Origin of the sequence: Streptomyces sp. NPDC013157 (assembly GCF_042899865.1) — a bacterium.
Taxonomy (GTDB): Bacteria; Actinomycetota; Actinomycetes; order Streptomycetales; family Streptomycetaceae; genus Streptomyces.
Window position 1 is genome coordinate 391,354 of record NZ_JBIBAK010000004.1, and the last position, 24,171, is coordinate 415,524.

The following is a 24,171-nucleotide window of genomic DNA, read 5'->3' on the forward strand; positions in this document are numbered from 1 at the left end:
ACCGGCCCCGTCAGCCCGCGGACAGCCGCAGTTCCGCCCGGCGCACCCCGCCCTCCCGCGGCCCCGCCCGCCGGTTCCCCACCTCCGCCGTCCGGGACGTCTCCGCGCCCAGCGTGAAGCCCAGGCGCTCCAGGAAGCACTCCCCGGAGCGCCAGCCCGGCGGCACCGACGCCGTCACCAGGGACACCCCGTCGGCATGCGCGAGCAGCGACTCGGCCAGCGCCCGCCCGAGGCCCCGGCCCCGTGCCCAGGGCGCCAGCAGGAACAGCCCCACCGCGACCGCGCCGGGCGCCGGATGGTTCCGTACCGCGTCCACCAGGCCCGAGACGACCCCGTCCCGCTCCAGCACCAGCAGCACCTTGTCGTCGGGTTCGGCGCCCTCGGGCAGCCCGTAGAACAGGCTCTGCACGTCGCCCGGCCCCGACGGCAGCCCGGTCGCCGCCACGAACCAGTCCTCGCAGGCCGCGAAGAGGTCCAGCAGCGGCGCCTCGTCCGCGGGCCGCGGCTCCCGCACCAGCACCCGCTCACCGGGCACGTCGATCATCCACGCGTCAACCACGCGACCGACGTTAACCCCGGTCAGCCACGGTCTCAACGCCCTTTCACCGCTTGCTCCGACGCGCCCCGGGCGCACCGCCCCGACAGGTTTTCCCCGCACGGCAGTACCCACTTTCGGGTTTCGATCGTTGAGCTTTGGGGGCGCGCAGACCCAATCCCGTACAAGCTGGAACTCCCCCCGCGGACAACCCCTTTCGGCCGGCGCCCCGAGGAGATCCCATGAGCACGCCGCCTCTCGCATCCGGACCCCAGGGCCCCGACGCCCTGCGGCCTCTGCTGGACACCGTGCTCGACGCGCTGCGCGAGGGCGGCCGGGCGCGCGGCGGACCGCTGCCCGCGGGCGGACCGGAGGCGGTGGCCGAGCGGGTCGCGGAGGCGGTGGGGGACGTCCTCCCGGACGACGGCGACCCCGACGCCCTGCGCACCCTGGTGGCCGCCCTCGCCGAGGGCGCCGCCGACCCCGCCGACCCGCTGTGCGCGGCGCATCTGCACTGCCCGCCGCTGGCCGTCGCCACCGCCGCCGACCTCGCCGCGAGCGCCCTCAACCCGTCCCTGGACTCCTGGGACCAGGCCCCGGCAGCCGCCGCCCTGGAAGCCCTGGTCACCCGCACCCTGGCCCATACCATCGGCCTCTCCGACGCGGTGGTCACCACCGGCGGCACCGAGTCCAACCAGCTCGCGCTGCTCCTGGCCCGCGAAGCCCTCGGGAGCGGCCTCCGGCTGGTCTGCGGGGACAACGCCCACCACTCGCTGCCCCGCGCCGCCTGGTTGCTCGGCCTGCCCGACCCCGTCGTGGTCCCCGCCCCGAACGGCACCCTCGACCCGGCCGCCCTGCACGCCGCCCTCACCCACCTGCCCCGGCCGCTGCTGGTCGCCGCCACCGCCGGCACCACCGACGCCGGGCTCATCGACCCGCTCCCCGAGATCGCCGGGCTCTGCGCCGCCCACGGCGCCCGGCTGCACGTCGACGCCGCCTACGGAGGCGGCCTCGCCTTCAGCGACCGGCACCGGGAGAAGCTCGCCGGTCTGGAACGCGCCCACACCGTCACCCTCGACCTGCACAAACTCGGCTGGCAGCCGGTCGCCGCCGGCCTCCTCGCCGTCGCCCGGCCGGGCGAGCTCGGCGTCCTCCACCACCACGCCGACTACCTCAACGCCGGCGACGACACCGAGGCCGGCTACCCCGACCTGCTCGGCCGCTCCCTGCGCACCACCCGGCGCCCCGACGTCCTCAAGATCGCGGTCACCCTCAAGACCCTGGGCCGCACCGGACTCGGCGCGCTGGTCGACCAGGTGTGCGCACGCGCGCGGGAGTTCGCCGCCCTGGTCCGCGAGCACCCCGCCTTCGAGCTCTACGACCGGCCGGACATCAGCACGGTGCTGTTCCGCCCCACCGGAGCCACCGACGACGACGTCGCCGACGTACGGCGCAGGCTGCTGCACGACGGCCGGGCGGTACTCGGCCGGGCCCGGCTCGACGGCCGGCTCTGGCTCAAGGCCACCCTGCTCAACCCCCTCACCCGGCCGGACGAACTGGCCCTCCTCCTGAAACTCGTGGAAGGAACCACGCTGCAATGAGTTCGACGCCCATCCCCCCACGCCACGAGCCCGAAGCACCCCGCGACCTGGTCGGCGTCGGCATCGGACCGTTCAACCTCTCCCTCGCCGCACTTGCCCACCCGCTCGCCGAACTCGACGCCGTCTTCTACGAGCAGCGTCCGGGCTTCGACTGGCACGCCGGGCTGCTGATCGACGGCGCCACCATCCAGGTGCCGTTCCTCGCCGACCTGGTGACCCTCGCCGACCCCGCGAACCCCTGGTCGTTCCTCAACTACCTCAAGGCCCGCGACCGGCTCTTCCCCTTCTACTTCGCCGAGCGCTTCCACATCCGGCGCGCCGAGTACGACGCCTACTGCCGCTGGGTCGCCGAGAGCCTGCCCGGACTGTGCTTCTCCCACCAGGTCGACGCCGTCCGCTGGAACTCCGAACGCGACCTGTTCGAGGTCGACTTCACCCGGCTCGACGCCGAGGGCGAGGCCGAGTCGCTCGGCCGTACGTACACGAGGAACGTCGTGCTCGGGGTCGGGACCGTCCCCTACGTGCCCGATCCGCTCAGGCCCCTCGTGGAGTCCCCGGGCGTCCCGGTCATCCACGCGGCCGACTACCTCGACCACCGCGAGGCCTTCCTCGCCGCCGAGCACGTCACCGTCGTGGGCTCCGGGCAGTCCGGCGCCGAGGTCTTCCTCGACCTGCTGCGCAACAGGCCCGCAGGCCGCGAGAAGCTGCACTGGATCGGGCGCGGCGAGGCCTTCGCGCCCATGGAGTACTCCAAGCTCGGCCTGGAGCACTTCACCCCCGACTACACCCGCTACTTCCACGCCCTCACGGAACCCGTCCGGGACCGGCTCGTCTCCGCCCAGTGGCAGCTGCACAAGGGCATCGACGCCGAGACCATCGCCGCCATCCACGACGAGCTGTACCGCCGCACGCTGCACGGCGGCTGGCCCGAAGCCGTCCTGACCCCCGGTGTCCAGGTCCGCACGGCCGGACGCGTCGCCACCACCAAGGTCGAGCTCCACCTCGAACACGTCCAGCAGGGCAGCCGCTCCCGGCTCACCACCGACGCCGTCGTGCTGGCCACCGGCTACCGCGAGCGCCCCCTCGGCCGTCTGCTCGCCGGGCTCGACCCCTACCTGCGCCGGGACAACAGCGAACGCCCGCGGGTGGACGAGCGGTTCCGGCTGGTCCTCGACCCGTCGGTGACCGGAGCGGCGTACGTCCAGAACGCCGAACTCCACACCCACGGCGTCGGCACCCCGGACCTGGGCCTGGCCGCCTGGCGCAGCGCCACCATCCTCAACACCCTCACGGGCAAGGACCCCTACCCGCTGCCCGCGCGCACGGCCTTCACCAGCTTCGGCCTGGAGCGGCCGGAGGAGCGGGTCCCGGCGCAGCAGCAGCCGAGGCAGCTCACTCCGCTGGTCGACTGAGCGCTTCGCCGGCCGATCCCGGGAGCGCCGGTCCGGGGACCGGCGCCCTTCGGGCCCGCTCAGAACACCGGCGTGCCGTCGCGGGTCAGCTTCCAGTCCGCCGACGCGAAGTCCTTCGGGTCCAGGACGCCCTTGGCGGTCACCCACTCCGCGATCCGGGTGCGGATCTCCGTCGACTCCGACCACAGCTCCTTGGCCGAGGCGACGTGGGGGAACGCGCCGCCGCCGTTGGCGCGGTAGTTGTTCACCGCGAGCACGAACTGCGCGGCGTCGTCGAGGGCGGCGCCGTCGTAGGTCAGGTTCTTGATCCGCGAACCGGCCGCCTGCGCGACGTCGATGTCGTACCGCAGGCCCGAGACGTAGTCGTAGTTGTAGTCCGGACGGCCGTTCGCGTTGGTCAGCTTCTCCACGTCGACCGCCGCGTCCGCCGCCGTCCGGACGTAGTACTCCGCCGAGTACTCCAGGTACGCGCGGATCTGCGCGCCCGTCATCACCTTGGCGACCAGCGTGTTGTCGTACACGTACAGGCTCGACAGGTCCCGGATGGTCACGTTGCCGGCCGGGATCTCGGACGTCCGCGAGAACGGCGAGGCCTGCGCGAGCACCGGCAGCGACGCGTACTCCGTGCCCGCCAGGGCCGCCTTGACCACGTCCTCCTGGACCTTGGTGATCAGGTCGATGATCGGGGCGTCCCGGTAACGGGCCTCGACCGTGGTGAGGGTCTCCGTCGCGGTGCCGACCACCTGGTTGACGTACGCCACGACCTTGGCGTGCTCGTCCTCCAGGAGCCGGGTGATCTTCGGGTCGTCGGCGACCGTGTTGGAGTTCAGCAGCGAGGACGCGACCGACTCCACCTCCCACCCACCCTTGCCGAACACCAGCTCGATGTCGAAGAGGGAGAGGCGCTCGGCGTAGCACAGCGGCTCGGAGAGGACGACGGTCTTGCCGGTGGCCTCGTTGACGACCTTCAGCTCGGGGATCTCCACGTGCGCGTGGCCGACCAGGATGGCGTCGATGCCGGGCACCTGCCTGGCGACGTTGGCGGCGGCGTTCTCGACGTACGGCACCTGGTCCCCGTAGGAGGACGTGCCCGAGGAACCCGAGTGGGCCGAGACCACGACCACGTCCGCGCCCAGCGCCTTCAGCTTCGGCACCCACTTCGCGGCCTGCTCCTCCAGACCGGGGAAGGCCAGCCTGCCCTGGACGAAGGCCTTGTCCCAGATCGCGATGCCCGGGTTGGTCAGGCCGAGGACGGCGACCTTGACCGGCGGGGCGCCCGGGACGTGGAACTTCTTGATGAAGTACGGCGGGAAGGCGGGCTTCAGGGTCTTCGCGTCGACCGCGTTGGCACCGAGCAGCGGGAAGTGCAGCTGGTCCTCGAACCTGCGGAGCGTCTCGATGCCGTAGTTGAACTCGTGGTTGCCGAGCGCCGCCGCGTCGTACCCGATCGCGTTCATGGCCTGCGCCATCGGGTGCACCGGGCCGCCCTTGGCGGTGATCGGGTCGACCTTCGCGTAGTAGTACGTCAGCGGGGTGCCCTGGATGGTGTCACCGGCGTCCAGGAGCAGGGTGTTGTGGCGGCCCTTCGCCTTGCGCACCTGGTCGACCAGGGTCGAGATGCGCGCCAGGCCCATCGCGTTGCCGGCCTTGTCGGAGTAGTCCGCGTCCTTGAAGTAGTCCCAGTTGAAGACGTGCCCGTGCAGGTCGGTGGTGCCCATGACGGTGAGGGAGTACCGCCGGGGGTGCCGGGCCGGCCGTACCGACGCCTGTGCCGGGGCCGCCGCCGCGCCGGCGATCGCCACGCCCGCTCCGGTCGCGGCGGACTTCTCCAGGAACTTCCGACGGTTCAAGGGCATCTTTTGGTCTCCTCGCGATTCGGTCAACGACGCGCGTAGATTCTGTCCTGGGCATGTCGCTCGGCAACAGGCCTGGGAGGTTTCGATCTGATGACCTGAACACGCCGTATTCAACAAGTGCGAGATGCTCATAGGAGCGGGGCGCCGCACATTCAACACTTGTCAATAGGCCTTCACGCAAAGGTTGTTGGGTCGTCATGTGCGACCGATTCTCTACCCGCCGGTAAGGCCTAGGCTCGAACCATGCGCCGAGCAAAGATCGTTTGTACTCTGGGGCCCGCCACCGACTCGTACGACCAGATCAAGGCCCTGGTCGAGGCCGGAATGGACGTCGCCCGATTCAACCTCAGCCACGGCAGCTACGCCGAGCACGAGGAGCGCTACCAGCGGGTGCGCAAGGCCTCCGACGAGACCGGTCGCAGCGTCGGGATGCTCGCCGACCTTCAAGGCCCGAAGATCCGGCTCGGCCGCTTCACCGAAGGCCCCGTACTCCTCGAACGCGGTGACACCTTCGTCATCACGGTGGAGGAGGGCGCCGAGGGCGACCGGCACCAGTGCGGGACGACGTACACGGGTCTGGCGGGTGACGTCACCCCCGGTGAGCGCGTCCTCGTCGACGACGGCAAGGTCTGCCTGGAGGTCACCCGCGTCGACGGGCCCCGGGTGCACACCACGGTGGTCGAGGGCGGCATGGTCTCCGACCACAAGGGCCTCAACCTCCCCGGCGTCGCCGTCTCCGTGCCCGCCCTGTCCGGCAAGGACGAGGCCGACCTGCGGTGGGCGCTGCGCACCGGCTTCGACGTGATCGCCCTGTCCTTCGTCCGCAGCGGCCGGGACATCGAGGACGTCCACCGCATCATGGACGAGGAGGGCCGCCGTCTCCCCGTGATCGCCAAGGTCGAGAAGCCGCAGGCCGTCGAGAACATCGACTCCATCGTGGCCGCCTTCGACGGCATCATGGTCGCTCGCGGCGACCTGGGCGTGGAGATGCCGCTGGAGCAGGTGCCGATCGTCCAGAAGCGCGCCGTCAAGCTGGCCAAGCGCAACGCCAAGCCGGTCATCGTCGCCACCCAGATGCTCGACTCGATGATCGAGAACTCGCGCCCCACCCGCGCCGAGGCCTCCGACGTCGCCAACGCCGTCATCGACGGCACGGACGCGGTGATGCTCTCCGGCGAGACCAGCGTCGGCAAGTACCCGATCGAGACCGTCCGCACCATGGCGAAGATCGTCGAGGCGGCCGAGGAGGACATCCTCGCCAAGGGCCTGCCGCCGCTGACCGAGAGCAACAAGCCCCGCACCCAGGGCGGCGCGGTCGCCCGGGCCGCCGCCGAGATGGGCGACTTCCTGGGCGCGAAGTTCCTGGTCGCGTTCACCCAGTCGGGAGACACCGTCCGCCGGCTCTCCCGCTACCGCTCGCCGATCCCGCTGCTTGCCTTCACCCCGGATCCGGCCACCCGTTCCCAGCTCAACCTCACCTGGGGCGTCGAGACCTTCCTCGGCCCGCACGTCGACTCGACGGACAAGATGGTCGACCAGGTCGACGAACTTCTGCTGAAGTACGGCCGCTGCGAGCAGGGCGACATCGTGGTCATCACGGCGGGTTCCCCGCCCGGTGTCTCCGGCTCCACCAACATGGTCCGGGTTCACCACATCGGTGAGGACGACAGCCCCAAGTAACGTGCGAAGGGCCCCTCCGGCCGGCGGAGAGGCCCTTCAGCCACACAATTACGCGACCTTGGAATCCAAGGAAAAGTGCCCCGGGTCGGACTCGAACCGACACTGTACGGGTTTTGAATCCGTTGCCTGCTGCCAATTGGGCTACCGGGGCTCGAAGAATCCAAGGTGAACCCCGACCCTCCGCGCGTCCACCATACCGTAGCTAGGTAGGCTCTTGTCAGCAGTACCCCTGCCCTGAACGAGGAGCCCCCGTGACCGCCGCCGAGTCGCCCCAGCCAGTCGACGCACCCGACGACAAGTCGCACGTGCCTCCGCTGACGACCCGTGTCGTCATCGCCGAGGACGAGGCCCTGATCCGGCTCGACCTGAAAGAGATGCTGGAGGAGGAGGGGTACACGGTCGTCGGCGAGGCGGGCGACGGCGAACAGGCCGTCGAGCTGGCCCGCGAGCACCGCCCCGACCTGGTCATCCTCGACGTCAAGATGCCCAAGCTCGACGGCATCTCGGCGGCCGAGAAGATCGCCGCGGAGTCCATCGCCCCGGTCCTGATGCTCACCGCCTTCTCGCAGCGCGACCTCGTCGAGCGGGCCCGGGACGCCGGCGCGATGGCGTACCTGGTCAAGCCGTTCAGCAAGAGCGACGTCGTCCCGGCGATCGAGATGGCCGTCTCCCGCTTCAACGAGCTGCGGCAGCTGGAGAAGGAGGTCGCCGACCTCACCCTGCGCCTGGAGACCCGCAAGCTCGTCGACCGCGCGAAGTCCGTCCTGCAGACCGAGTACGGCCTGACGGAGCCGGCTGCGTTCCGCTGGATCCAGAAGACGTCGATGGACCGCCGTATGTCGATGCAGCAGGTCGCGGAGGCGGTCATCGCGGACAGCGAGGAGAAGAAGTCCGGCAAGGGCTGACCCGCACACGCACGAACACCAAGGCCCGTGCTCCGGAGAAGGGAGCACGGGCCTTTGCAGCGCCGCTCAGGGCAGCGCCCCGTAAGGGGCGCGGGGAACTGCGCGACCAGCCCCATCCGGCCCGCAGTGACCCCACGGCCGTCAGTCCTCGCCCAAATAGGCCTTACGAACCGACTCGTCGTGCAGCAGATCCTGCCCACTGCCCGACAGCACGATGTTGCCGACCTCCATCACATGCCCCTGGTCGGCCAGCGACAGCGCCGCCTGCGCGTTCTGCTCGACCAGCAGAATCGTCGTCCCCTGCGACTTCAGCTCCAGGATCGTCGCCATGATCTTCTGCATCATGATCGGCGACAGCCCCATCGACGGCTCGTCCAGCATCAGCAGCTTCGGCTGGGACATCAACGCCCGACCCATCGCCAGCATCTGCTGCTCACCGCCCGAGAGGGTGCCCGCGGCCTGCTTGCGCCGCTCGCCCAGGATCGGGAAGAGGTCGTAGGCGCGCTGGATGTCCTTCTCGATGCCCGCCTTGTCCTTCCGGAGGAACGCACCGAGCTGCAGGTTCTCCGCGATGGTCAGGCGGGGGAAGATGTGCCGGCCCTCGGGGGAGTGGGCGAGCCCGAGCGCGACGATCTTGTGTGCCGGGACCCCGCCGAGCGGCTTGCCGTCGAAGACGACCTTCCCCGAGGAGGGCTTGAGCAGCCCCGACAGGGTACGCAGGGTCGTCGTCTTGCCGGCGCCGTTGGTGCCGATGAGGGTCACGACCTGACCGGCCTCGACGCTGAACGAGATGCCCTTGACGGCCTCGATCTTGCCGTAGGCGACCCTGAGGTCCTCGACCTCCAGCAGTGCGGTCACTGGGCCTCTCCCTTGGTGGTGCTGTCCGCCTCGGTGCTCTCCGCGCCGGCGTCCTCCGCGTCGGTGGCCGGGGCCGCGTCGGCGGTCCGGTCCTCCGCGGCGGCCTCCGCGGCCTCGACGTCGGCCGCCTCCGCCGCCCCGGGGTCGCCCTCGAAGGGCTCGCCCAGATAGGCGGCGATGACCCGGTCGTCCGCCTGTACGACGTCGGAGGTGCCCTCGACGAGCTTCTCGCCCTGGACGAGGACGGCCACCCGGTCGCACAGGTTGAAGATGAAGCGCATGTCGTGCTCGATGACGAGGACGGCGATGCCCTTGTCCCGGATGGCGAAGACCAGTTCCTCGGTGGCCCGGGTCTCCTGCGGGTTCATGCCGGCCGTCGGCTCGTCGAGCAGCAGCAGGCCCGGTTCGCTGGCCAGTGCGCGGGCGATCTCCAGCTTGCGCTGCTCGCCGTAGGGCAGGTTGCGCGCCAGGTGGTCGCGCTTGGCGGCCAGGCCGATGAACTCCAGGAGCTCCATGGCCTTCGCCTCGGACTCCTTCTCGGCCTTGCGGAAGCCGGGACCGCGCAGCAGCGCGGACCACAGCCCCTCCTTGGTCCGCGTGTGGCGGCCCACGAGGACGTTCTCCAGGACGGTCATGTTGGCGAAGAGCCGGATGTTCTGGAACGTCCGGGCGATGCCCGCCTGCGTCACCAGGTGCGGCTTGGGCGGCAGCACCTTGCCCTGGTAGGAGACCGTGCCCTCGGTGGGCACGTACAGGCCGGTGAGGCAGTTGAAGAAGGTGGTCTTGCCGGCGCCGTTCGGGCCGATCAGGCCGACGATCTCGCCGCTGTTGACCGTGAAGTCCACGGACCGGACGGCGGTCAGACCACCGAAGCGCATCGTGACGTCACGGGCTTCGAGTACAGGTGTCGTCATGGTTCCTTACGCCCCTGCCTTGGTGACGGCCGGATCGTCGCTCAGCGTCACCTGTGCCGGTACGTCGAGCTGGCCGGTCTCGTGGAACTCCAGCTGACGGCGGCGGTTGGCGATGATGCCCTCCGGCCGGAACCGCATCAGCAGGATCAGCGCGACGCCGAAGGCGAACAGCTCGTAGTTCTGCAGGAACTGGAGCTTCTCCGGGACCAGGTAGAGCACGCTCGCGCCGAGCAGCGGGCCGCTGACGGTGCCCATGCCGCCGAGGACGACGGCGGCCAGCAGGAAGGCCGAGTTGGGCGGAGCGGCGCCGGCGAACTGGTACGGCTGCGGGTTCACGCTGTAGTTGACGTGCGCCATCACGGTGCCGGCGAGACCCGCGAGGGAGGCGCCGAGGGCGAAGGCGATCAGCTTGACGCGGAAGCCGTTGATGCCCATGGCGGTGGCGGCGGTCTCGTCCTCGCGGATGGCGATCCAGGAGCGGCCGATACGGGAGTCGGCGGCGCGGGTGAAGACGAGCACGACGATCGCCGTGACGATGAGCATCAGGAACAGGTAGTTGGCGAACCGGCCCAGGGTGTGCCCGAGGACGTCGTGCGACTCGCCCAGGTTGAACCCGAAGATGTTCAGGTCCGGGATCTGGGTGATGCCGTTGGGGCCGCGGGTGATGTTCGGTCCGGAGTCGCCGTCCAGGTTGTTGACGGTGATGCGGAAGATCTCACCGAAGCCGAGTGTCACGATGGCCAGGTAGTCGCCGCGCAGCCGCAGGGTCGGCGCGCCGATCAGCACACCGAAGACCAGCGAGGCGGCCATGCCGGTGAGGGCCGCGGCCCAGAACGGGAAGTGCACACCGGAGAACCGGGAGTACTCCGAGCCGGAGACCAGGGCGGCCGCGTAGGCGCCGACACCGAGGAACGCGACGTAACCGAGGTCGAGCAGACCGGTCAGGCCGACCACGATGTTCAGGCCCAGGGCGACGGTGGCGAAGATCAGGATGTTCACGCCGACGTTGGCGTTGTGGTCGTCGTTCTGGGTGAAGGGGAAGATCACGGCCGCGACGAAGGCGAGCGCCGAGGCGAATCCCTTGTGGTGCGCGGCGGTGGTCGCGAAGCGGTCGACCAGGCCGGTGTGCATCAGGCCCCAGGCGGCGAAGACGAGCAGCAGCAGGTAGCCGATGAAGGTCTCGCTGGCGTCGTTGTCGATGCCGATGCCGTAGGAGAAGGCCAGCAGGCCGAGCGCGACGCCGACCGTGAGGACGAGGCGCTCGACGAGCGGCGACGCCTTGCCGGGAGCGGGCAGCTGAGGCTTGGTCAGGTAGCCGCGGAAGCCGGTGCCCGGCGCCGGGTGGGGCAGGGCGAGGGCGCCGACGACGGGCAGCGCGGAGGCCGCCATCGCCACGTAGGCGCCCGGGTCGAGGTTGACCAGGCCGCCGAGGTCGACGGCGATGGCGATACCGGTGAACCAGCAGACGGCGAACGCCGACAGGGCCGTCAGGAAGACCGGGGAGGTGGCGCCCGCCGGGTTCAGCCAGCGCAGCCACTTGACGTCCCACAGGGTCAGCCCGAACAGCAGGGTGAGGGCGCCGCCCACGAGGGCGAGGATCTGCAGGCCGGCCGGGTAGCCGTAGACCGTCAGGTCGCCGGGGAAGTCGGACGTCCAGGTCCAGCTCATGAAGGTGCTGGCGATGGTGCCCACGGCACCCACGACGACGAGCAGCCGGGCGACGGACAGGGGCAGCGGGACGGGCCCGCGCTCCGGCGCCGCCGGGGAGATGGTGGTGGTGTCGGTCATGCTGCTCACGCCCTGTCCGCGACGCGTTCGCCGAGCAGACCCTGTGGTCTGAAGAGGAGCACCAGGATCAGCAGGACGAAGGCCCACACCGAGGCCCAGCCGCCGCCGCCGAGTTGCTGCATGCCGGGGATGTTGGCGATGTACGCGGTGGCCATGGCCTCCGCGATCCCGAGGACGAGGCCGCCGAGCATGGCGCCGTAGATGTTGCCGATGCCGCCGAGGACGGCCGCGGTGAACGCCTTCAGACCGGCGATGAAGCCCATGTCGTAGGAGACGGAACCGTACTTGAGGCCGTAGGAGACACCGGCGACGGCCGCGAAGAAGCCGCCGATCGCGAAGGCGATGACGATGATGCGGTTGGTGTCGATGCCCATCAGCTGGGCGGTGTCCGGGTCCTGGGCGGTGGCCTGCATGGCGCGGCCGGTGCGGGAGAGCCGGACGAACAGGGCGAGGACCGCCATGCACAGCGGGGCGGCGATGATCAGGAAGATGTCACCGCTCTGTACGGTCACGGAGCCGATGTGCAGCGGTCCGAACGGCAGTTGCGGGAAGACCCGGGCGGTCTTGGCGTCGCCGTCGATGTGGTACCAGTTGAAGACCGCCTGCTGGAGCGCGAGCGACAGGCCGATCGCGGTGATCAGCGGGGCGAGGCGTGGTGCGCCGCGCAGCGGACGGTAGGCGAAGCGTTCGGCGCCGACGGCGATGAGAACGGCGACCAGGGCTCCGCCGATGAGCATCGCCGGCAGGGCAACCCACATGGATATGCCGTCCGGCAGGAGAAGGTAGACCGTGAGGGCGCCGAAGCCTCCGGTCATGAAGATCTCGCCATGGGCGAAGTTGATGAGCTGGACGATGCCGTACACCATCGTGTAGCCGATGGCGATCAGACCGTACATCGAGCCGAGGAACAGCCCGTTGGCCAGCTGCTGCGGCAGGGTGTTCACCGCATGGCCTCCATGTGGTGGGGAGAGTCAGGGGGGCGGTAGAGGGCGGGCCGCGCGGTGACGGTGGTCTGCGCCGCGCGGCCCTGGTACTGCTCTGTGCTTCGGCTGGTTACTTCGGGGTGGCCACACCGCTCTGGACCGACTTCCACGCACCGCTGACGACCTTGTAGACGGTCAGCTGCTTGTTCGTGGTGTCGCCGTACTGGTCGAACGCGATCTTGCCGGAGATGCCGTCGAAGGTGTTCTTCTGGACGGCGTCGACGATCTGGGAGCGGGCGTCGTCCGGGATCTTGCCGTCCTTCACGACGCTGCCGACGGCCTTGATGATCGCGTTGGTGGCGTCGTAGGAGTACGAGCCGTAGGTGCCGTAGTCACCGGGGTACTTCTTGGCCTTGTAGGTGGCCACGAAGTCCTTGGCGGCGGGCAGGGTGTCGACCGGGACGCCGATCGACGTGGCGAGGTCGCCCTCGGCGGACTTGCCGGCGGTCTTGATGTAGGTGTCGCTGAAGATGCCGTCGCCGCCGAACAGCGGGATGTTGGCGCCCGCGGCCTTGAGCTGCTTGGTCAGCACCTGGGCCTCGTCGTACTGGCCGCCGTAGTAGAGGATGTCGGCGCCCGAGTTCTTGATCTTGGTGACCAGGGTGGAGAAGTCGCGGTCGCCGGTGTTGACGTGGTCGGTCCCGATGACCTTGCCGCCCTGCTTGGCGAACTGCTCCGAGAAGATCTTCGACAGACCGGCGCCGTAGGTCTGCTTGTCGTCGACGACGAACGCCTTCTTCTTCTTGGCGCCGTTGTACGCGTAGTCCGCCGCGTAGGCGCCCTGCAGGGCGTCGGTGGTCGCGGTGCGGAAGTACGTCTTGAACGGACGGGACGGGCTGGTCTGCCAGTTCTTGCCCATCGTCAGCTCGGGGTTGGTGTTGGACGGCGAGATCTCCACCAGGTTGGCGGTGGCGAAGACCTGCTGCATCTGCGTGGCCACACCGGAGTTGAGCGGGCCGACGACGCCGAGCACCGTCTTGTCCGAGACGAGCTGGGTGGCGTTCTGCTGGCCGGTGGCCGGAATCGCCTTGTCGTCCAGCGCCTTGATCTTGAAGGTGACGCCCGGGACGGTCTTGTTCTTGTTGGCGTCGTCGACGGCGATCTGGGCGCCGTACTGGATGCCGAGACCCGTGGCGGAGTTCTGGCCGGTCAGCGGGGCGTCGACGCCGATCGTGACCGTCACGTTGCCGCTGTCGCCGCTCTTGCTGTTGTCGTCGCGGGAGCCGCAGGCGGTGAGGGTCAGGGCTCCGGTGGTCAGCACGGAGGTAAGAATCACCAGAGAACGCTGTCGCACAATCGATCCTTTCCGCGGGCATGCGCCCCCTCGCAGGGAACGACGGGTGCCGCGCCGGTACCGAACTCCCTATGGAGCGGTGACTGGCCGTGACTCTAAGCGCGGGTGAGGAACGGGGAGGAGTGCTTGTCGAAGGCTGTGACGCTCTTGTTATGACACGAGGTAATGCAGAGCGGTACATCGTGGGGGGAAAGCAGGAATTGAGCCCGATTCGCCCCGTCCGCATTCTGAGAACCTGCAGGACCCGGCATGATCCGTTCAGGCGTCTCGACGGTTTTGGCCATGACGCCCGGCCGTTGCTGTGGGCGACTTTCGGAGCGGGCGGGAGACGCGACGGGCCCCGGGAACTGGGGTGAAACAGCGAATGTGGATTACACGCGTATTACGTAGAGTTACGCCGAGGAAAGAAAGTCAAGCCTTCGGAACTTTTTCGCATTTCCCGGCGAGGTGGCCGGCGGTGCCGCCGGCCGTTCACTGCCCTCCCTGCCGCTCTCTTACCGGGCGCTGACCTCGGCGTGCGGCGCCGAGGTCCTTCGTCCCGCCGGGGGTGCGGGTCAGGCGCCGGCGCCCCGGACATGGGCCTCGTCGCCCGGGCGCGCGTCACGCAGCAGGCAGGTCAGGCGCGCGCTGCACACCCGCCGGCCCTCCTCGTCGCTGATCACGATCTCGTACGTCGCCGTGGACCGACCCCGGTGGACGGGCGTGGCCACGCCGGTGACCAGACCGGAGCGGGCCCCGCGGTGATGCGTGCAGTTCAGGTCGACACCGACCGCGATCTTCGAACTGCCGCCGTGCAGCATCGAACCGACCGAGCCCAGGGTCTCCGCCAGCACCGCGCTTGCACCGCCGTGCAGCAGCCCGTACGGCTGGGTGTTGCCCTCCACGGGCATGGTGCCGACGACCCGTTCCGCCGAGGCCTCCACGATCTGCACGCCCATACGGTTGCCGAGGTGGCCCGCCGAGAACAGGGCCCGCAGGTCGATGCCGAGCGAGGCGTACTCGTCGATGACCTCCTGCGGGAACTTCACGTGCTGCTGCTCGCCCATGGGCCGGCTCCGTTCGTCGTGCGGCTGTCTCTCCCGACTGAGCAAACGCTCAGTAGGCCGCCGATTCTTCCAGACGCGCTGAGCGGGCGCTCAGACGGCGGCTCGCGGGTGCGGCACACCGGCCTCCAGGCGGATCACCACGGACTTGCTGGCCGGGGTGTTGCTGATGTCCGCCGTGGAGTCGAGCGGCACCAGCACATTGGTCTCCGGGTAGTACGCGGCCGCGCAGCCCCGGGAGGTCGGGTAGTGCACCACCCGGAAGCCCGGCGCCCGGCGCTCCACACCGTCCTTCCACTCACCGACCAGGTCCACGTACGACCCGTCGGCGACGCCCAGCAGCCGCGCGTCCTCCGGGTTCACCAGGACCACCCGACGGCCGTTCTTGATACCCCGGTAGCGGTCGTCCAGGCCGTAGATCGTGGTGTTGTACTGGTCGTGCGAGCGCAGCGTCTGCAACAGCAGCCGCCCCTCGGGCAGTTCCGGGTACTCGACCGGGGCCGCGGTGAAGTTCGCCTTGCCGGTCGCCGTCGGGAAGCGCCGCTCGTCGCGCGGGGCGTGTGGGAGTGCGAAGCCACCCGGGTGCGCCACGCGCGCGTTGAAGTCGTCGAAGCCGGGGATCACGCGCGCGATACGGTCCCGGACCGTCGCGTAGTCCTTCTCGAACTCCTCCCACGGCGTACGGCTGTTCTCACCGAGCACCCGGCGGGCCAGCCGGCACACGATCGCCGGCTCCGACAGCAGGTGCGGGCTCGCGGGCTCCAGGCGGCCGCGCGAGGCGTGCACCATGCCCATGGAGTCCTCGACGGTGACGAACTGCTCCCCGCTGCCCTGGAGATCGCGCTCGGTCCGGCCGAGCGTCGGCAGGATCAGCGCCCGCGCGCCCGTGACGACGTGCGAGCGGTTGAGCTTCGTCGACACGTGCACGGTCAGCCGTGCCCGTCGCACCGCCGCCTCGGTGACCTCCGTGTCGGGCGTCGCGGAGACGAAGTTGCCGCCCATCGCGAAGAAGACCTTCGCCTCGCCGTCGCGCAGCGCGCGGATGGCCCGGACGACGTCGAAGCCGTGCTCGCGCGGGGGCGCGAAGCCGAACTCCTTCTCCAGGGCGTCCAGGAAGGCCGGGGCCGGCCGCTCGAAGATGCCCATCGTGCGGTCGCCCTGCACGTTCGAATGGCCGCGGACCGGGCACACGCCCGCGCCGGTACGGCCGATGTTGCCGCGCAGCAGAAGGAAGTTGACGACCTCCCGGATCGTCGGCACCGAGTGCTTGTGCTGGGTGAGCCCCATGGCCCAGCAGACGATGGTGCGCCGCGAGGCGAGCACCATGCCGAGGGTCTCCTCGATCTCCGCGCGGGTGAGGCCGGTGGCGGTGAGCGTCTCGTGCCAGTCGGCGGCGCGGGCGGCCTGCGCGAACTCCTCGAACCCGTGGGTGTGCTCGCGCACGAACTCCTCGTCGACCGCGCCCTCGGTCTCCAGCACCAGCTTGTTGAGGAGCCGGAACAGGGCCTGGTCGCCGCCGATGCGGATCTGCAGGAACAGGTCGGTGAGGGCGGCGCCCCTGACCATGCCCTGCGGGGTCTGCGGGTTCTTGAACCGCTCCAGGCCGGCTTCCGGGAGCGGGTTGACGCTGATGATCTTCGCGCCGTTGGCCTTGGCCTTCTCCAGCGCGGAGAGCATCCGGGGATGGTTGGTGCCCGGGTTCTGCCCGGCGACGATGATCAGGTCGGCCTTGTACAGGTCCTCGAGGCTGACACTGCCCTTGCCGATGCCGATCGTCTCGCTCAGCGCCGAGCCCGAGGACTCGTGGCACATGTTGGAGCAGTCCGGAAGGTTGTTGGTGCCCAGCTCGCGGGCGAACAGCTGGTACAGGAACGCGGCCTCGTTGCTGGTCCGCCCCGAGGTGTAGAAGACCGCCTCGTCGGGGGAGGAGAGGGCCGCGATCTCCTCGCCGATGATGTCGAAGGCGCGCTCCCAGTCGACCGGCTCGTAGTGCTCGGCGCCCTCGGCGAGATACATGGGGTGGGTGAGCCGCCCCTGCTGGCCGAGCCAGTAACCGCTGCGGTGGTGCAGGTCGGCGACCGAGTGCGCGGCGAAGAAGTCGGGGGTCACCCGCCGCAGGGTGGCCTCCTCGGCCACCGCCTTGGCGCCGTTCTCGCAGAACTCGGCCGTGTGCCGGTGCTCGGGTTCCGGCCAGGCGCAGCCGGGGCAGTCGAAGCCGTCCTTCTGGTTCACGCGCAGCAGCGTCAGCGCGGTGCGCTTCACACCCATCTGCTGCTGGGCGATGCGCAGCGTGTGGCCGATGGCGGGCAGCCCCGCGGCCGCGTGCTTCGGCTCCGCGACCTGCGGCGCGTCCTGGACCGGATCCTCCTTGGGCGGCTTCGTCGCCATCGCACGCTCTCCCTCTACGCCGGCACCTGCCATGTGCACCCGATACTCGCACGCGCCGGCGACAACCATCGAGCACGGTCCGCGCACGGGAACGGAACCAGTGTTTGCCGAGAGCGATGCCCGAGAGGGGCGGGGCGCCGCAACCCGAACCGTCGGCCCTCACTGTCAGTGCGGCGTGGCAGGATCGGGGGCGTGGCAGAGACAGCAGCGAAGCAGACCGACAAGACCCCCGGCGGCCCCCGTCCCCGGCTGATGCTCATGGACGGGCACTCGCTGGCGTACCGCGCGTTCTTCGCGCTGCCCGCGGAGAACTTCACGACCGCGACGGGCCAGCCGACGAACGCGATCTACGGCTTCGCGTCGATGCTGGCCAACACCCTGCGTGACGAGGCGCCCACGCACTTCGCGGTGGCGTTCGACGTCTCCCGCAAGACCTGGCGCTCCGAGGAGTTCACCGAGTACAAGGCGAACCGCTCCAAGACCCCGGACGAGTTCAAGGGCCAGGTCGAGCTGATCGGCGAACTGCTCGACGCCATGCACGCGCAGCGCTTCGCCGTCGAGGGCTTCGAGGCCGACGACATCATCGCCACCCTCGCCACCCAGGCCGAGGCCGCGGGCTTCGAGGTCCTGATCGTCACCGGCGACCGCGACTCCTTCCAGCTGGTCACCGAGCACACCACGGTCCTCTACCCGACCAAGGGCGTCTCCGAGCTGACCCGGTTCACCCCGGAGAAGGTTTTCGAGAAGTACGGCTTGACGCCCGCCCAGTACCCCGACTTCGCCGCCCTGCGCGGCGACCCGTCCGACAACCTCCCCGGCATCCCGGGCGTCGGCGAGAAGACCGCCGCGAAGTGGATCAACCAGTTCGGTTCCTTCGCCGAGCTGGTGGAGCGCGTCGACGAGGTCAAGGGCAAGGCCGGCCAGAACCTCCGCGACCACCTGGAGTCCGTCAAGCTCAACCGCCGGCTCACCGAGCTGGAGCGCGGCGTGGAGCTGCCGAGGACGGTCGCCGACCTGGAGCGCGCGCCGTACGACCGCAAGAACGTCGCGATGATCCTGGACACCCTGGAGATCCGCAATCCGTCGCTGCGCGAGCGGCTCTACGCCGTCGACCCCGGCGCCGAGGAGGCCGAGTCCACGCCGGTCGCCGAGGCGGGTGTGGAGGTCGACGGCTCCGTCCTGGGCACCGGTGAGCTGGCCGGCTGGCTCGCCGGGCACGGCACCGGGCCGCTGGGCGTCGCCACCGTCGACACCTGGGCGCTCGGCACCGGCTCGGTCGCCGAGGTCGCCCTGGCCGCGGCCCAGGGAGCGGCGGCCTGGTTCGACCCCGCCGAGCTGGACGAGGCCGACGAGAACGCGTGGGCGGCCTGGCTGGCCGACGCCGCCCGGCCCAAGGTCTTCCACAACGCCAAGGGCGCCATGCGGGTCTTCGCCGAGCACGGCTGGACCATCGACGGCGTCACCATGGACACCGCGCTCGCCGCCTACCTGGTCAAGCCCGGCCGCCGCTCCTTCGACCTGGACGCGCTGTCCCTGGAGTACCTGCACCGTGAGCTGGCGCCGGCCGCCGCGGCCGACGGCCAGCTGGCGTTCGGCGCGGACGACGGCGCCGAGGCCGAGGCCCTGATGATCCAGGCCCGCGCGATCCTCGACCTCGGCGAGGCCTTCGAGGCCCGGCTCCAGGAGGTCGGCGCCGCGGACCTCCTGCGTGACATGGAGCTGCCCACCTCCGCCCTGCTCGCCCGGATGGAGCGGCACGGCATCGCCGCCGACCGCGCGCACCTGGAAGCGATGGAGCAGATGTTCGCGGGCGCGGTGCAGCAGGCCGTGAAGGAAGCACACGCGGCGGCCGGCCACGAGTTCAACCTGGGCTCGCCCAAGCAGCTCCAGGAGGTCCTCTTCGGCGAGCTGGCGCTCCCGAAGACGAAGAAGACCAAGACCGGCTACACCACCGACGCCGACGCGCTCGCCTGGCTCGCCGGCCAGACGGACAACGAGCTGCCGGTGATCATGCTCCGGCACCGAGAGCAGGCCAAGCTGCGGGTCACGGTCGAGGGCCTGATCAAGACCGTCGCCGCGGACGCCCGCATCCACACCACGTTCAACCAGACCGTCGCCGCCACCGGCCGCCTCTCCTCCACCGACCCGAACCTCCAGAACATCCCGGTCCGCACCGACGAGGGCCGGGCCATCCGCCGCGGCTTCGTCGTCGGCGAGGGGTTCGAGGCGCTCATGACCGCCGACTACAGCCAGATCGAACTGCGCGTGATGGCCCACCTCTCCGAGGACGAGGGCCTGATCGAGGCGTTCACCTCCGGGGAGGACCTGCACAACACGGTCGCCTCCCAGGTCTTCGACGTCGACCGCTCGGCCGTCGACGCGGAGATGCGCCGCAAGATCAAGGCGATGTCGTACGGCCTCGCCTACGGTCTGTCGGCCTTCGGCCTCTCCCAGCAGCTGAACATCGACGCGGGCGAGGCCCGGGCCCTGATGGACACGTACTTCGAGCGCTTCGGCGGGGTCCGCGACTATCTGCGCCGCGTCGTCGACGAGGCCCGCGCCACCGGCTACACGGCGACGCTCTTCGGGCGCCGCCGCTACCTTCCCGACCTCAACAGCGACAACCGGCAGCGCCGGGAGGCGGCCGAGCGGATGGCCCTCAACGCGCCCATCCAGGGCACGGCGGCGGACATCGTCAAGATCGCCATGCTCCGGGTGGACGGCGCGCTGCGCGAGGCCGGCCTGAAGTCCCGCATGCTCCTCCAGGTTCACGACGAAATCGTCCTGGAGATCGCCCCCGGCGAGCGGGACCGGGTCGAATCCGTCCTCCGCGACCAGATGTCCAACGCGGTCCACCTCCGGGCCCCCCTGGACGTCTCGGTGGGCGTGGGCCCGGACTGGGAGTCGGCAGCGCACTGACGCCTCCGGCGAGAGCCGACAGGGGGCGCGCTGCCCAGGTGACCGACAGGGGGCGCGCTGCCGCGGCGGCCGGCAGAGGGCGCGTCTCCAAGGCGGCCGGCAGAGGGCGCGTCTCCAAGGCGGCCGACAGAGGGCGCCGCTTCCCGATCCTGATGGAGCGGCGCCGTCCCTCTTTCCGCCCCTTCGGCGGCGCCATCACCGCCGTCCTCCTCGGCGCCGCCCCTCCTTTCTCCGCCGCAACGGTGCTCAGCCACGACAGCGGCTCCCGGCGGTGCCGGACCCACGGGATGCGCCCGGTTCGGCACCGCCGGAAAGCGCCGCTTCGGCTGCTCGCCGTTGCGGCGGAGAAAGAAATAGGGCGCCGGTGCCCAAGCGGGGGGAGAGGTAAAAAAGGGGCGCAGCCCCGTCACTCGCGTGGACCCCGTCAGAACGCCTCGGCCCCCGCCACCGGCAAGGATGCGGCCATGGGTATACGCATGGTTCACCGCCGGACGCCCCAGAGCAGGCCCCCGGCCAAAAGCCGCTCCGCCTCTGTCTCCTCCCAGGTCACGGCGCCTGTGTCGGCCCCGGCCCTGGCGGCCGGCGCCAGCTCCGCCCGCATCCCCGCCGACCTCGCCGTCACCGTGCGCCGGGCGGCCACCCGTTTCCGGCGCAGGCTCCGCGCCCGCCCCGGCCTGCGCCAGTGGTTCGACCTGGCCCGCAGCTACCTCGCGCTGCTCCTCACCGCGCTCCCCGGCCCTCGCCGCCCCCGCACCATGACCGTGTTCGTGGCCTGCCTCACCGAAGGGCCGAAGAACTCCGCCGCACGCCGTCGGCCACCGGCGCCGGACGCCACACCCTGACCGCCACGGCGTACCCCAGCACCCCGAGCAGCAGCCCCGCGCCCGTTCCGAAGAGCACTGTGGGCAGCAGCTCCCAGGGCTTCGCCACAGCTCCCCGGTACTCCCACCACCGCACCGCCCGCTGCACCGCCGCGAGCAGGGCGCAGCCGGTGATTCCGGCGCCGGCCCACCACCGGTCCCGTACCGACAGCAGCGGCACCCCCACCGGCTTCCCGGCCGGCGCCCGCCGTACCGCGCGGACCGCGAACGCGGCGACCACGGCCGCGCCGACCGCCGAACTGCCGTACTGGAGCAGGGTGTACAGCGGCATGCCCGCGACGTTCCGGCCGATTGCCGGGATCAGCCGCGTCCCCCAGCGGTCGTGGTGCGTGAACGCGTCCCAGACGACATGCGTGAGCGCGCCGAGCACGGCGGAGACGTACCACCAGGCGGCCACGGAGAGCCCGGCACGCGCGCGTGGCGCCCCGCAGCGCAGCAGCGCTGCCACCGGCCCCTGTCGGGCGCGGGGCGCGAGGGCCACGAGGGGTTCCCGGACCAGCAGCCACAGCGCCACCGACGCCCAGGCGAACAGCGCGTCGACGGTGAGGACACCGGTGAAGGAGTGCGTGAAGTCGCCGAACTCCATCGCGTCCGGCACCGCGCTCGCCGCGTAGTAGGTGAGGTCCGGTGCGAAGGAACCCGCGACGAGCACCGCCGGCACCAGCCGCCCGCGCCCGGTCCCGTCGCCGCGTACGGCGGGCAGTACGGCGGCGGCGTGGCTGAGAGTGAACGGCACCCGGGCCCCCTGAAGCAGTCGTCGGCCGGCGCGCCGAACAAGTGATCGCGTACGGCAAGTATCCGCGACACCACCATCGTTCAACGGGGGATGGCCAACTGGTGAAAATCGGGCACCGCCGGGTGTCCGTGGAAGGCAAGTTGTCGTAGGGTCGCCTGGGTCGCCGCCCCGGCGTGCACGGCCGGATGCGCTACCTCGCCACGCGAAAGAGGTAACAGGGGCAACCACAGCACCGGGTCGACCGTCACACCAGAGGCGAGCGGACAGACGGAGACGGGCGCTCAGAAGGCGTCCATGGGAGGGGTTCACCTTATGGCGGCGCAATTCGGCAGGCGGCTGCGCAAGGGAGCGGCGACGACCGCCGCGGCCGCGTTGGCGGTAGCGGCTCTGTCCGCGTCCCAGGCACCGGGCGCCACGTCCGGAGACACGGGCAGACAGGCCAACGCCGGCGCCAGCACCTCCGCGGCCGACGGAGCCGGAGCGGCCGACGGCGCCACCGGCGACTCGCCGTACTACACGGACCTGCCGCCGCTCAACAGCCCGAACCCCAGCGCGAGCCCCACGGCCTCCTCGTCGAGCATCGGCACCGCCGTCTCCCGCGGCGCGGCCGAGGCCGGCATCCCCGCCACCGTCCTCGACGCCTACAAGAAGGCCGAGGCGGAGCTGCGCAGTTCCAAGCCCGGCTGCAATCTGCCCTGGCAGCTGCTGGCCGCCATCGGCAAGGTCGAGTCCGGCCAGGCCCGCGGCGGTGACGTGGACGCCGAGGGCAACACCCTGCACCGGATCCTCGGCCCGCAGCTCGACGGCAACGGCTTCGCGCTGATCCCGGACACCGACGGCGGCAAGTACGACGGCAACAGCGAGTACGACCAGGCCGTCGGCCCCATGCAGTTCATCCCGTCGACCTGGGCGTGGGCGGGACGCGACGGCAACGGCGACGGCGTCAAGGACCCCAACAACGTCTACGACGCGGCGCTCGCGGCCGGCCACTACCTGTGCCGCAACGGCTGGGACCTGTCCGTCCAGGCCGACATGAACAGCGCGATCCTCAGCTACAACAACTCGCAGGACTACCTCAACCTGGTCCTGTCCTGGTACGAGTTCTACCGCAAGGGCACCCACTCGATACCGGACGGCACGGGCACCCTGCCGTCGCACCGCAGTGACGGCTCGACCGGCTCCGGCTCCGGAGGCTCCGGTTCCGTAGGCTCCGGTTCCGGCGGCTCCACGACGAAGCCGGGCAAGACCACACCCAGTCCCGACGAGCCCACGCCGAGCATCCCGAGCACGTCGCCGAGCCTGCCGCCCACGGCCACCGACACCGTGGACCACCTGGAGGACGCGGGCACCGCCACGCTCACCGCGATGGCCGGTGACGCGTTCGGCAAGCAGATCAGCACGCGCGCGGAGACCAAGGCAGGCCGGGTCGTCGCCAAGGTCCGGGTCCGCTTCACCATCGTCGGGGACACGGACGCGACCTTCAGCGGCGGCGAGGACACCGCCACGGTCGTCACCGACAGCAAGGGTGTCGCCGTCGCGCCGGCACTCCAGGCGGGCGAGAAGACCGGCGACTTCACGGTCCACGCCAGCGTGGTCGGCCGCACGGTCAAGGGCGTCGACTACGACGCGACCGTCACCGCGCGCGCCGCCGACGCCCTCGCCCTCGTCAACACCACCGCGCTGACCTGCACTCCGGGCGGCGAGTTCGCCGACCAGGTGCAGACGAAGGCCACCTACCAGGGTGCCGTCGCCGGCAAGGTCGCCGCCACGGCCACGCTCGTCAAGTCGGCGGACGACGCCGGCGAGAACGACAAGGGCCCGTACTTCAAGGACGCGAACGGCAACGCCGTCCGCACCCTCACGGACCTCCAGACGGACGCGAACGGCCTGCTCACGCTGCCCAAGCTGTACGCGGACGACACCACCGGCACGTTCCTGCTCCGCATCACCACCACCGGCGGCGCCACTCTCACCGTGGAACTGACGGTCGCCGCGGCCGACCCCTCGTCCAGCCCGTCGCCGAGCGCCTCCGCATCCGCGTCGGCCTCAGCCTCCGCCTCCCCGAGCGCCTCCGCCTCCTCCTGATCCACCGTCGTACGACCACCAGGGCGCCCTCCCGCCGACGCGGGAGGGCGCCCTCGTCGTCGTACGACCTGTTCTCATCTCACCCTCCCGTTGCTACGGTGCCCGGACCTGACGATCCATCAGGAAGTCGTCGGCCGTAGGGAGGCCCCGCATGCGCGCCCTGATCGCCGCCGCGAGCGGTCTCGTCCTCGCGGTCGTCCTGGTCGTGACGATCAGCGCCCTGGGGTCGCCGGACGGAAAGACGTCCCCCAAGCCGCTGCTCACCACGGTGCCGTCCCACCCGTAACCGCCGC

Annotated in this window: 18 protein-coding genes and 1 tRNA gene; 8 read left to right on the top strand and 11 right to left on the bottom strand. The window is 70.6% G+C overall.

The window, feature by feature from the left end:
* Positions 1 to 10: 10 nt before the first annotated feature.
* Entirely contained in the window at positions 11 to 559 is a 549-nt protein-coding gene (locus tag ACFY6U_RS15075) for a GNAT family N-acetyltransferase (RefSeq protein ID WP_351489401.1), read from the bottom strand.
* A 218-nt stretch (positions 560 to 777) separates the two neighbouring features.
* Between ACFY6U_RS15075 and ACFY6U_RS15080 the strand changes: the two genes are divergently transcribed.
* Together ACFY6U_RS15080 and ACFY6U_RS15085 are read left to right on the top strand one after the other, a co-directional pair.
* The gene (locus ACFY6U_RS15080; RefSeq protein WP_390038215.1) at positions 778 to 2,136 is read left to right on the top strand and encodes a pyridoxal phosphate-dependent decarboxylase family protein; all 1,359 of its coding nucleotides are present in this window, start codon (positions 778 to 780) and stop codon (positions 2,134 to 2,136) included.
* Positions 2,133 to 3,548: a lysine N(6)-hydroxylase/L-ornithine N(5)-oxygenase family protein gene (locus ACFY6U_RS15085; RefSeq protein ID WP_390038217.1), complete on the top strand. Its 1,416-nt coding sequence runs from the start codon at positions 2,133 to 2,135 to the stop codon at positions 3,546 to 3,548. Before ACFY6U_RS15080 ends, ACFY6U_RS15085 begins: the two co-directional genes overlap by 4 nt.
* A 59-nt stretch (positions 3,549 to 3,607) precedes the next feature.
* On the opposite strand, the gene ACFY6U_RS15090 is transcribed toward ACFY6U_RS15085, so the two are convergent.
* Positions 3,608 to 5,404: a bifunctional metallophosphatase/5'-nucleotidase gene (locus tag ACFY6U_RS15090; RefSeq protein WP_390038219.1), complete on the bottom strand. Its 1,797-nt coding sequence runs from the start codon at positions 5,402 to 5,404 to the stop codon at positions 3,608 to 3,610.
* 243 nt (positions 5,405 to 5,647) lie between these two features.
* On the opposite strand from ACFY6U_RS15090, the gene pyk reads away from it, so the two are divergent.
* Positions 5,648 to 7,084, top strand: coding sequence for a pyruvate kinase (gene pyk / locus ACFY6U_RS15095; RefSeq protein ID WP_390038221.1), 1,437 nt, complete (start codon positions 5,648 to 5,650; stop codon positions 7,082 to 7,084).
* 76 nt (positions 7,085 to 7,160) lie between these two features.
* Here pyk and ACFY6U_RS15100 read toward each other — a convergent pair.
* Positions 7,161 to 7,235: transfer RNA gene (locus ACFY6U_RS15100), tRNA-Leu, on the bottom strand.
* Positions 7,236 to 7,335: 100 nt separating this feature from the next.
* Between ACFY6U_RS15100 and ACFY6U_RS15105 the strand changes: the two genes are divergently transcribed.
* A complete protein-coding gene (locus tag ACFY6U_RS15105) occupies positions 7,336 to 7,989 on the top strand; it encodes an ANTAR domain-containing response regulator (protein ID WP_390038223.1) in 654 nt (217 codons plus the stop codon).
* Between the two features lie 141 nt (positions 7,990 to 8,130).
* Here ACFY6U_RS15105 and ACFY6U_RS15110 read toward each other — a convergent pair whose 3' ends face one another.
* The 7 genes from ACFY6U_RS15110 to ACFY6U_RS15140 form a co-directional block, all read right to left on the bottom strand.
* Positions 8,131 to 8,847, bottom strand: a complete 717-nt coding sequence (locus ACFY6U_RS15110; protein WP_351489386.1) for an ABC transporter ATP-binding protein — start codon at positions 8,845 to 8,847, stop codon at positions 8,131 to 8,133.
* Positions 8,844 to 9,761: an ABC transporter ATP-binding protein gene (locus ACFY6U_RS15115; protein WP_390038225.1), complete on the bottom strand. Its 918-nt coding sequence runs from the start codon at positions 9,759 to 9,761 to the stop codon at positions 8,844 to 8,846. Before ACFY6U_RS15115 ends, ACFY6U_RS15110 begins: the two co-directional genes overlap by 4 nt.
* Before the next feature lie 6 nt (positions 9,762 to 9,767).
* On the bottom strand, positions 9,768 to 11,549 hold the full coding sequence (locus ACFY6U_RS15120; protein ID WP_390038659.1) for a branched-chain amino acid ABC transporter permease: 1,782 nt from the start codon (positions 11,547 to 11,549) through the stop codon (positions 9,768 to 9,770).
* A 5-nt stretch (positions 11,550 to 11,554) separates the two neighbouring features.
* On the bottom strand, positions 11,555 to 12,493 hold the full coding sequence (locus ACFY6U_RS15125; RefSeq protein ID WP_351489380.1) for a branched-chain amino acid ABC transporter permease: 939 nt from the start codon (positions 12,491 to 12,493) through the stop codon (positions 11,555 to 11,557).
* 109 nt (positions 12,494 to 12,602) lie between these two features.
* Positions 12,603 to 13,811, bottom strand: coding sequence for a branched-chain amino acid ABC transporter substrate-binding protein (locus tag ACFY6U_RS15130; protein WP_390038661.1), 1,209 nt, complete (start codon positions 13,809 to 13,811; stop codon positions 12,603 to 12,605).
* A gap of 569 nt (positions 13,812 to 14,380) precedes the next feature.
* The gene (locus ACFY6U_RS15135) at positions 14,381 to 14,872 is read right to left on the bottom strand and encodes a PaaI family thioesterase (RefSeq protein WP_390038227.1); all 492 of its coding nucleotides are present in this window, start codon (positions 14,870 to 14,872) and stop codon (positions 14,381 to 14,383) included.
* Between the two features lie 90 nt (positions 14,873 to 14,962).
* Positions 14,963 to 17,257 (bottom strand): FdhF/YdeP family oxidoreductase, encoded by a 2,295-nt coding sequence (locus ACFY6U_RS15140; RefSeq protein ID WP_390038229.1) that lies wholly within the window; start codon positions 17,255 to 17,257, stop codon positions 14,963 to 14,965.
* A 192-nt stretch (positions 17,258 to 17,449) separates the two neighbouring features.
* Here ACFY6U_RS15140 and polA point away from each other — a divergent pair, with 192 nt between their 5' ends.
* The gene (gene polA / locus ACFY6U_RS15145; RefSeq protein WP_390038231.1) at positions 17,450 to 20,176 is read left to right on the top strand and encodes a DNA polymerase I; all 2,727 of its coding nucleotides are present in this window, start codon (positions 17,450 to 17,452) and stop codon (positions 20,174 to 20,176) included.
* A gap of 464 nt (positions 20,177 to 20,640) precedes the next feature.
* Entirely contained in the window at positions 20,641 to 21,018 is a 378-nt protein-coding gene (locus ACFY6U_RS15150; RefSeq protein WP_390038233.1) for a hypothetical protein, read from the top strand.
* Here the strand turns inward: ACFY6U_RS15150 and ACFY6U_RS15155 are convergent.
* A complete protein-coding gene (locus tag ACFY6U_RS15155; protein WP_390038234.1) occupies positions 20,954 to 21,793 on the bottom strand; it encodes a DUF4184 family protein in 840 nt (279 codons plus the stop codon). The genes ACFY6U_RS15150 and ACFY6U_RS15155 overlap by 65 nt on opposite strands.
* Positions 21,794 to 22,105: 312 nt before the next feature.
* On the opposite strand from ACFY6U_RS15155, the gene ACFY6U_RS15160 reads away from it, so the two are divergent.
* A complete protein-coding gene (locus ACFY6U_RS15160; RefSeq protein ID WP_390038236.1) occupies positions 22,106 to 23,878 on the top strand; it encodes a lytic transglycosylase domain-containing protein in 1,773 nt (590 codons plus the stop codon).
* Between the two features lie 151 nt (positions 23,879 to 24,029).
* Positions 24,030 to 24,164: an SPW_0924 family protein gene (locus ACFY6U_RS15165; protein WP_390038238.1), complete on the top strand. Its 135-nt coding sequence runs from the start codon at positions 24,030 to 24,032 to the stop codon at positions 24,162 to 24,164.
* The last annotated feature ends 7 nt before the right edge of the window (positions 24,165 to 24,171 follow it).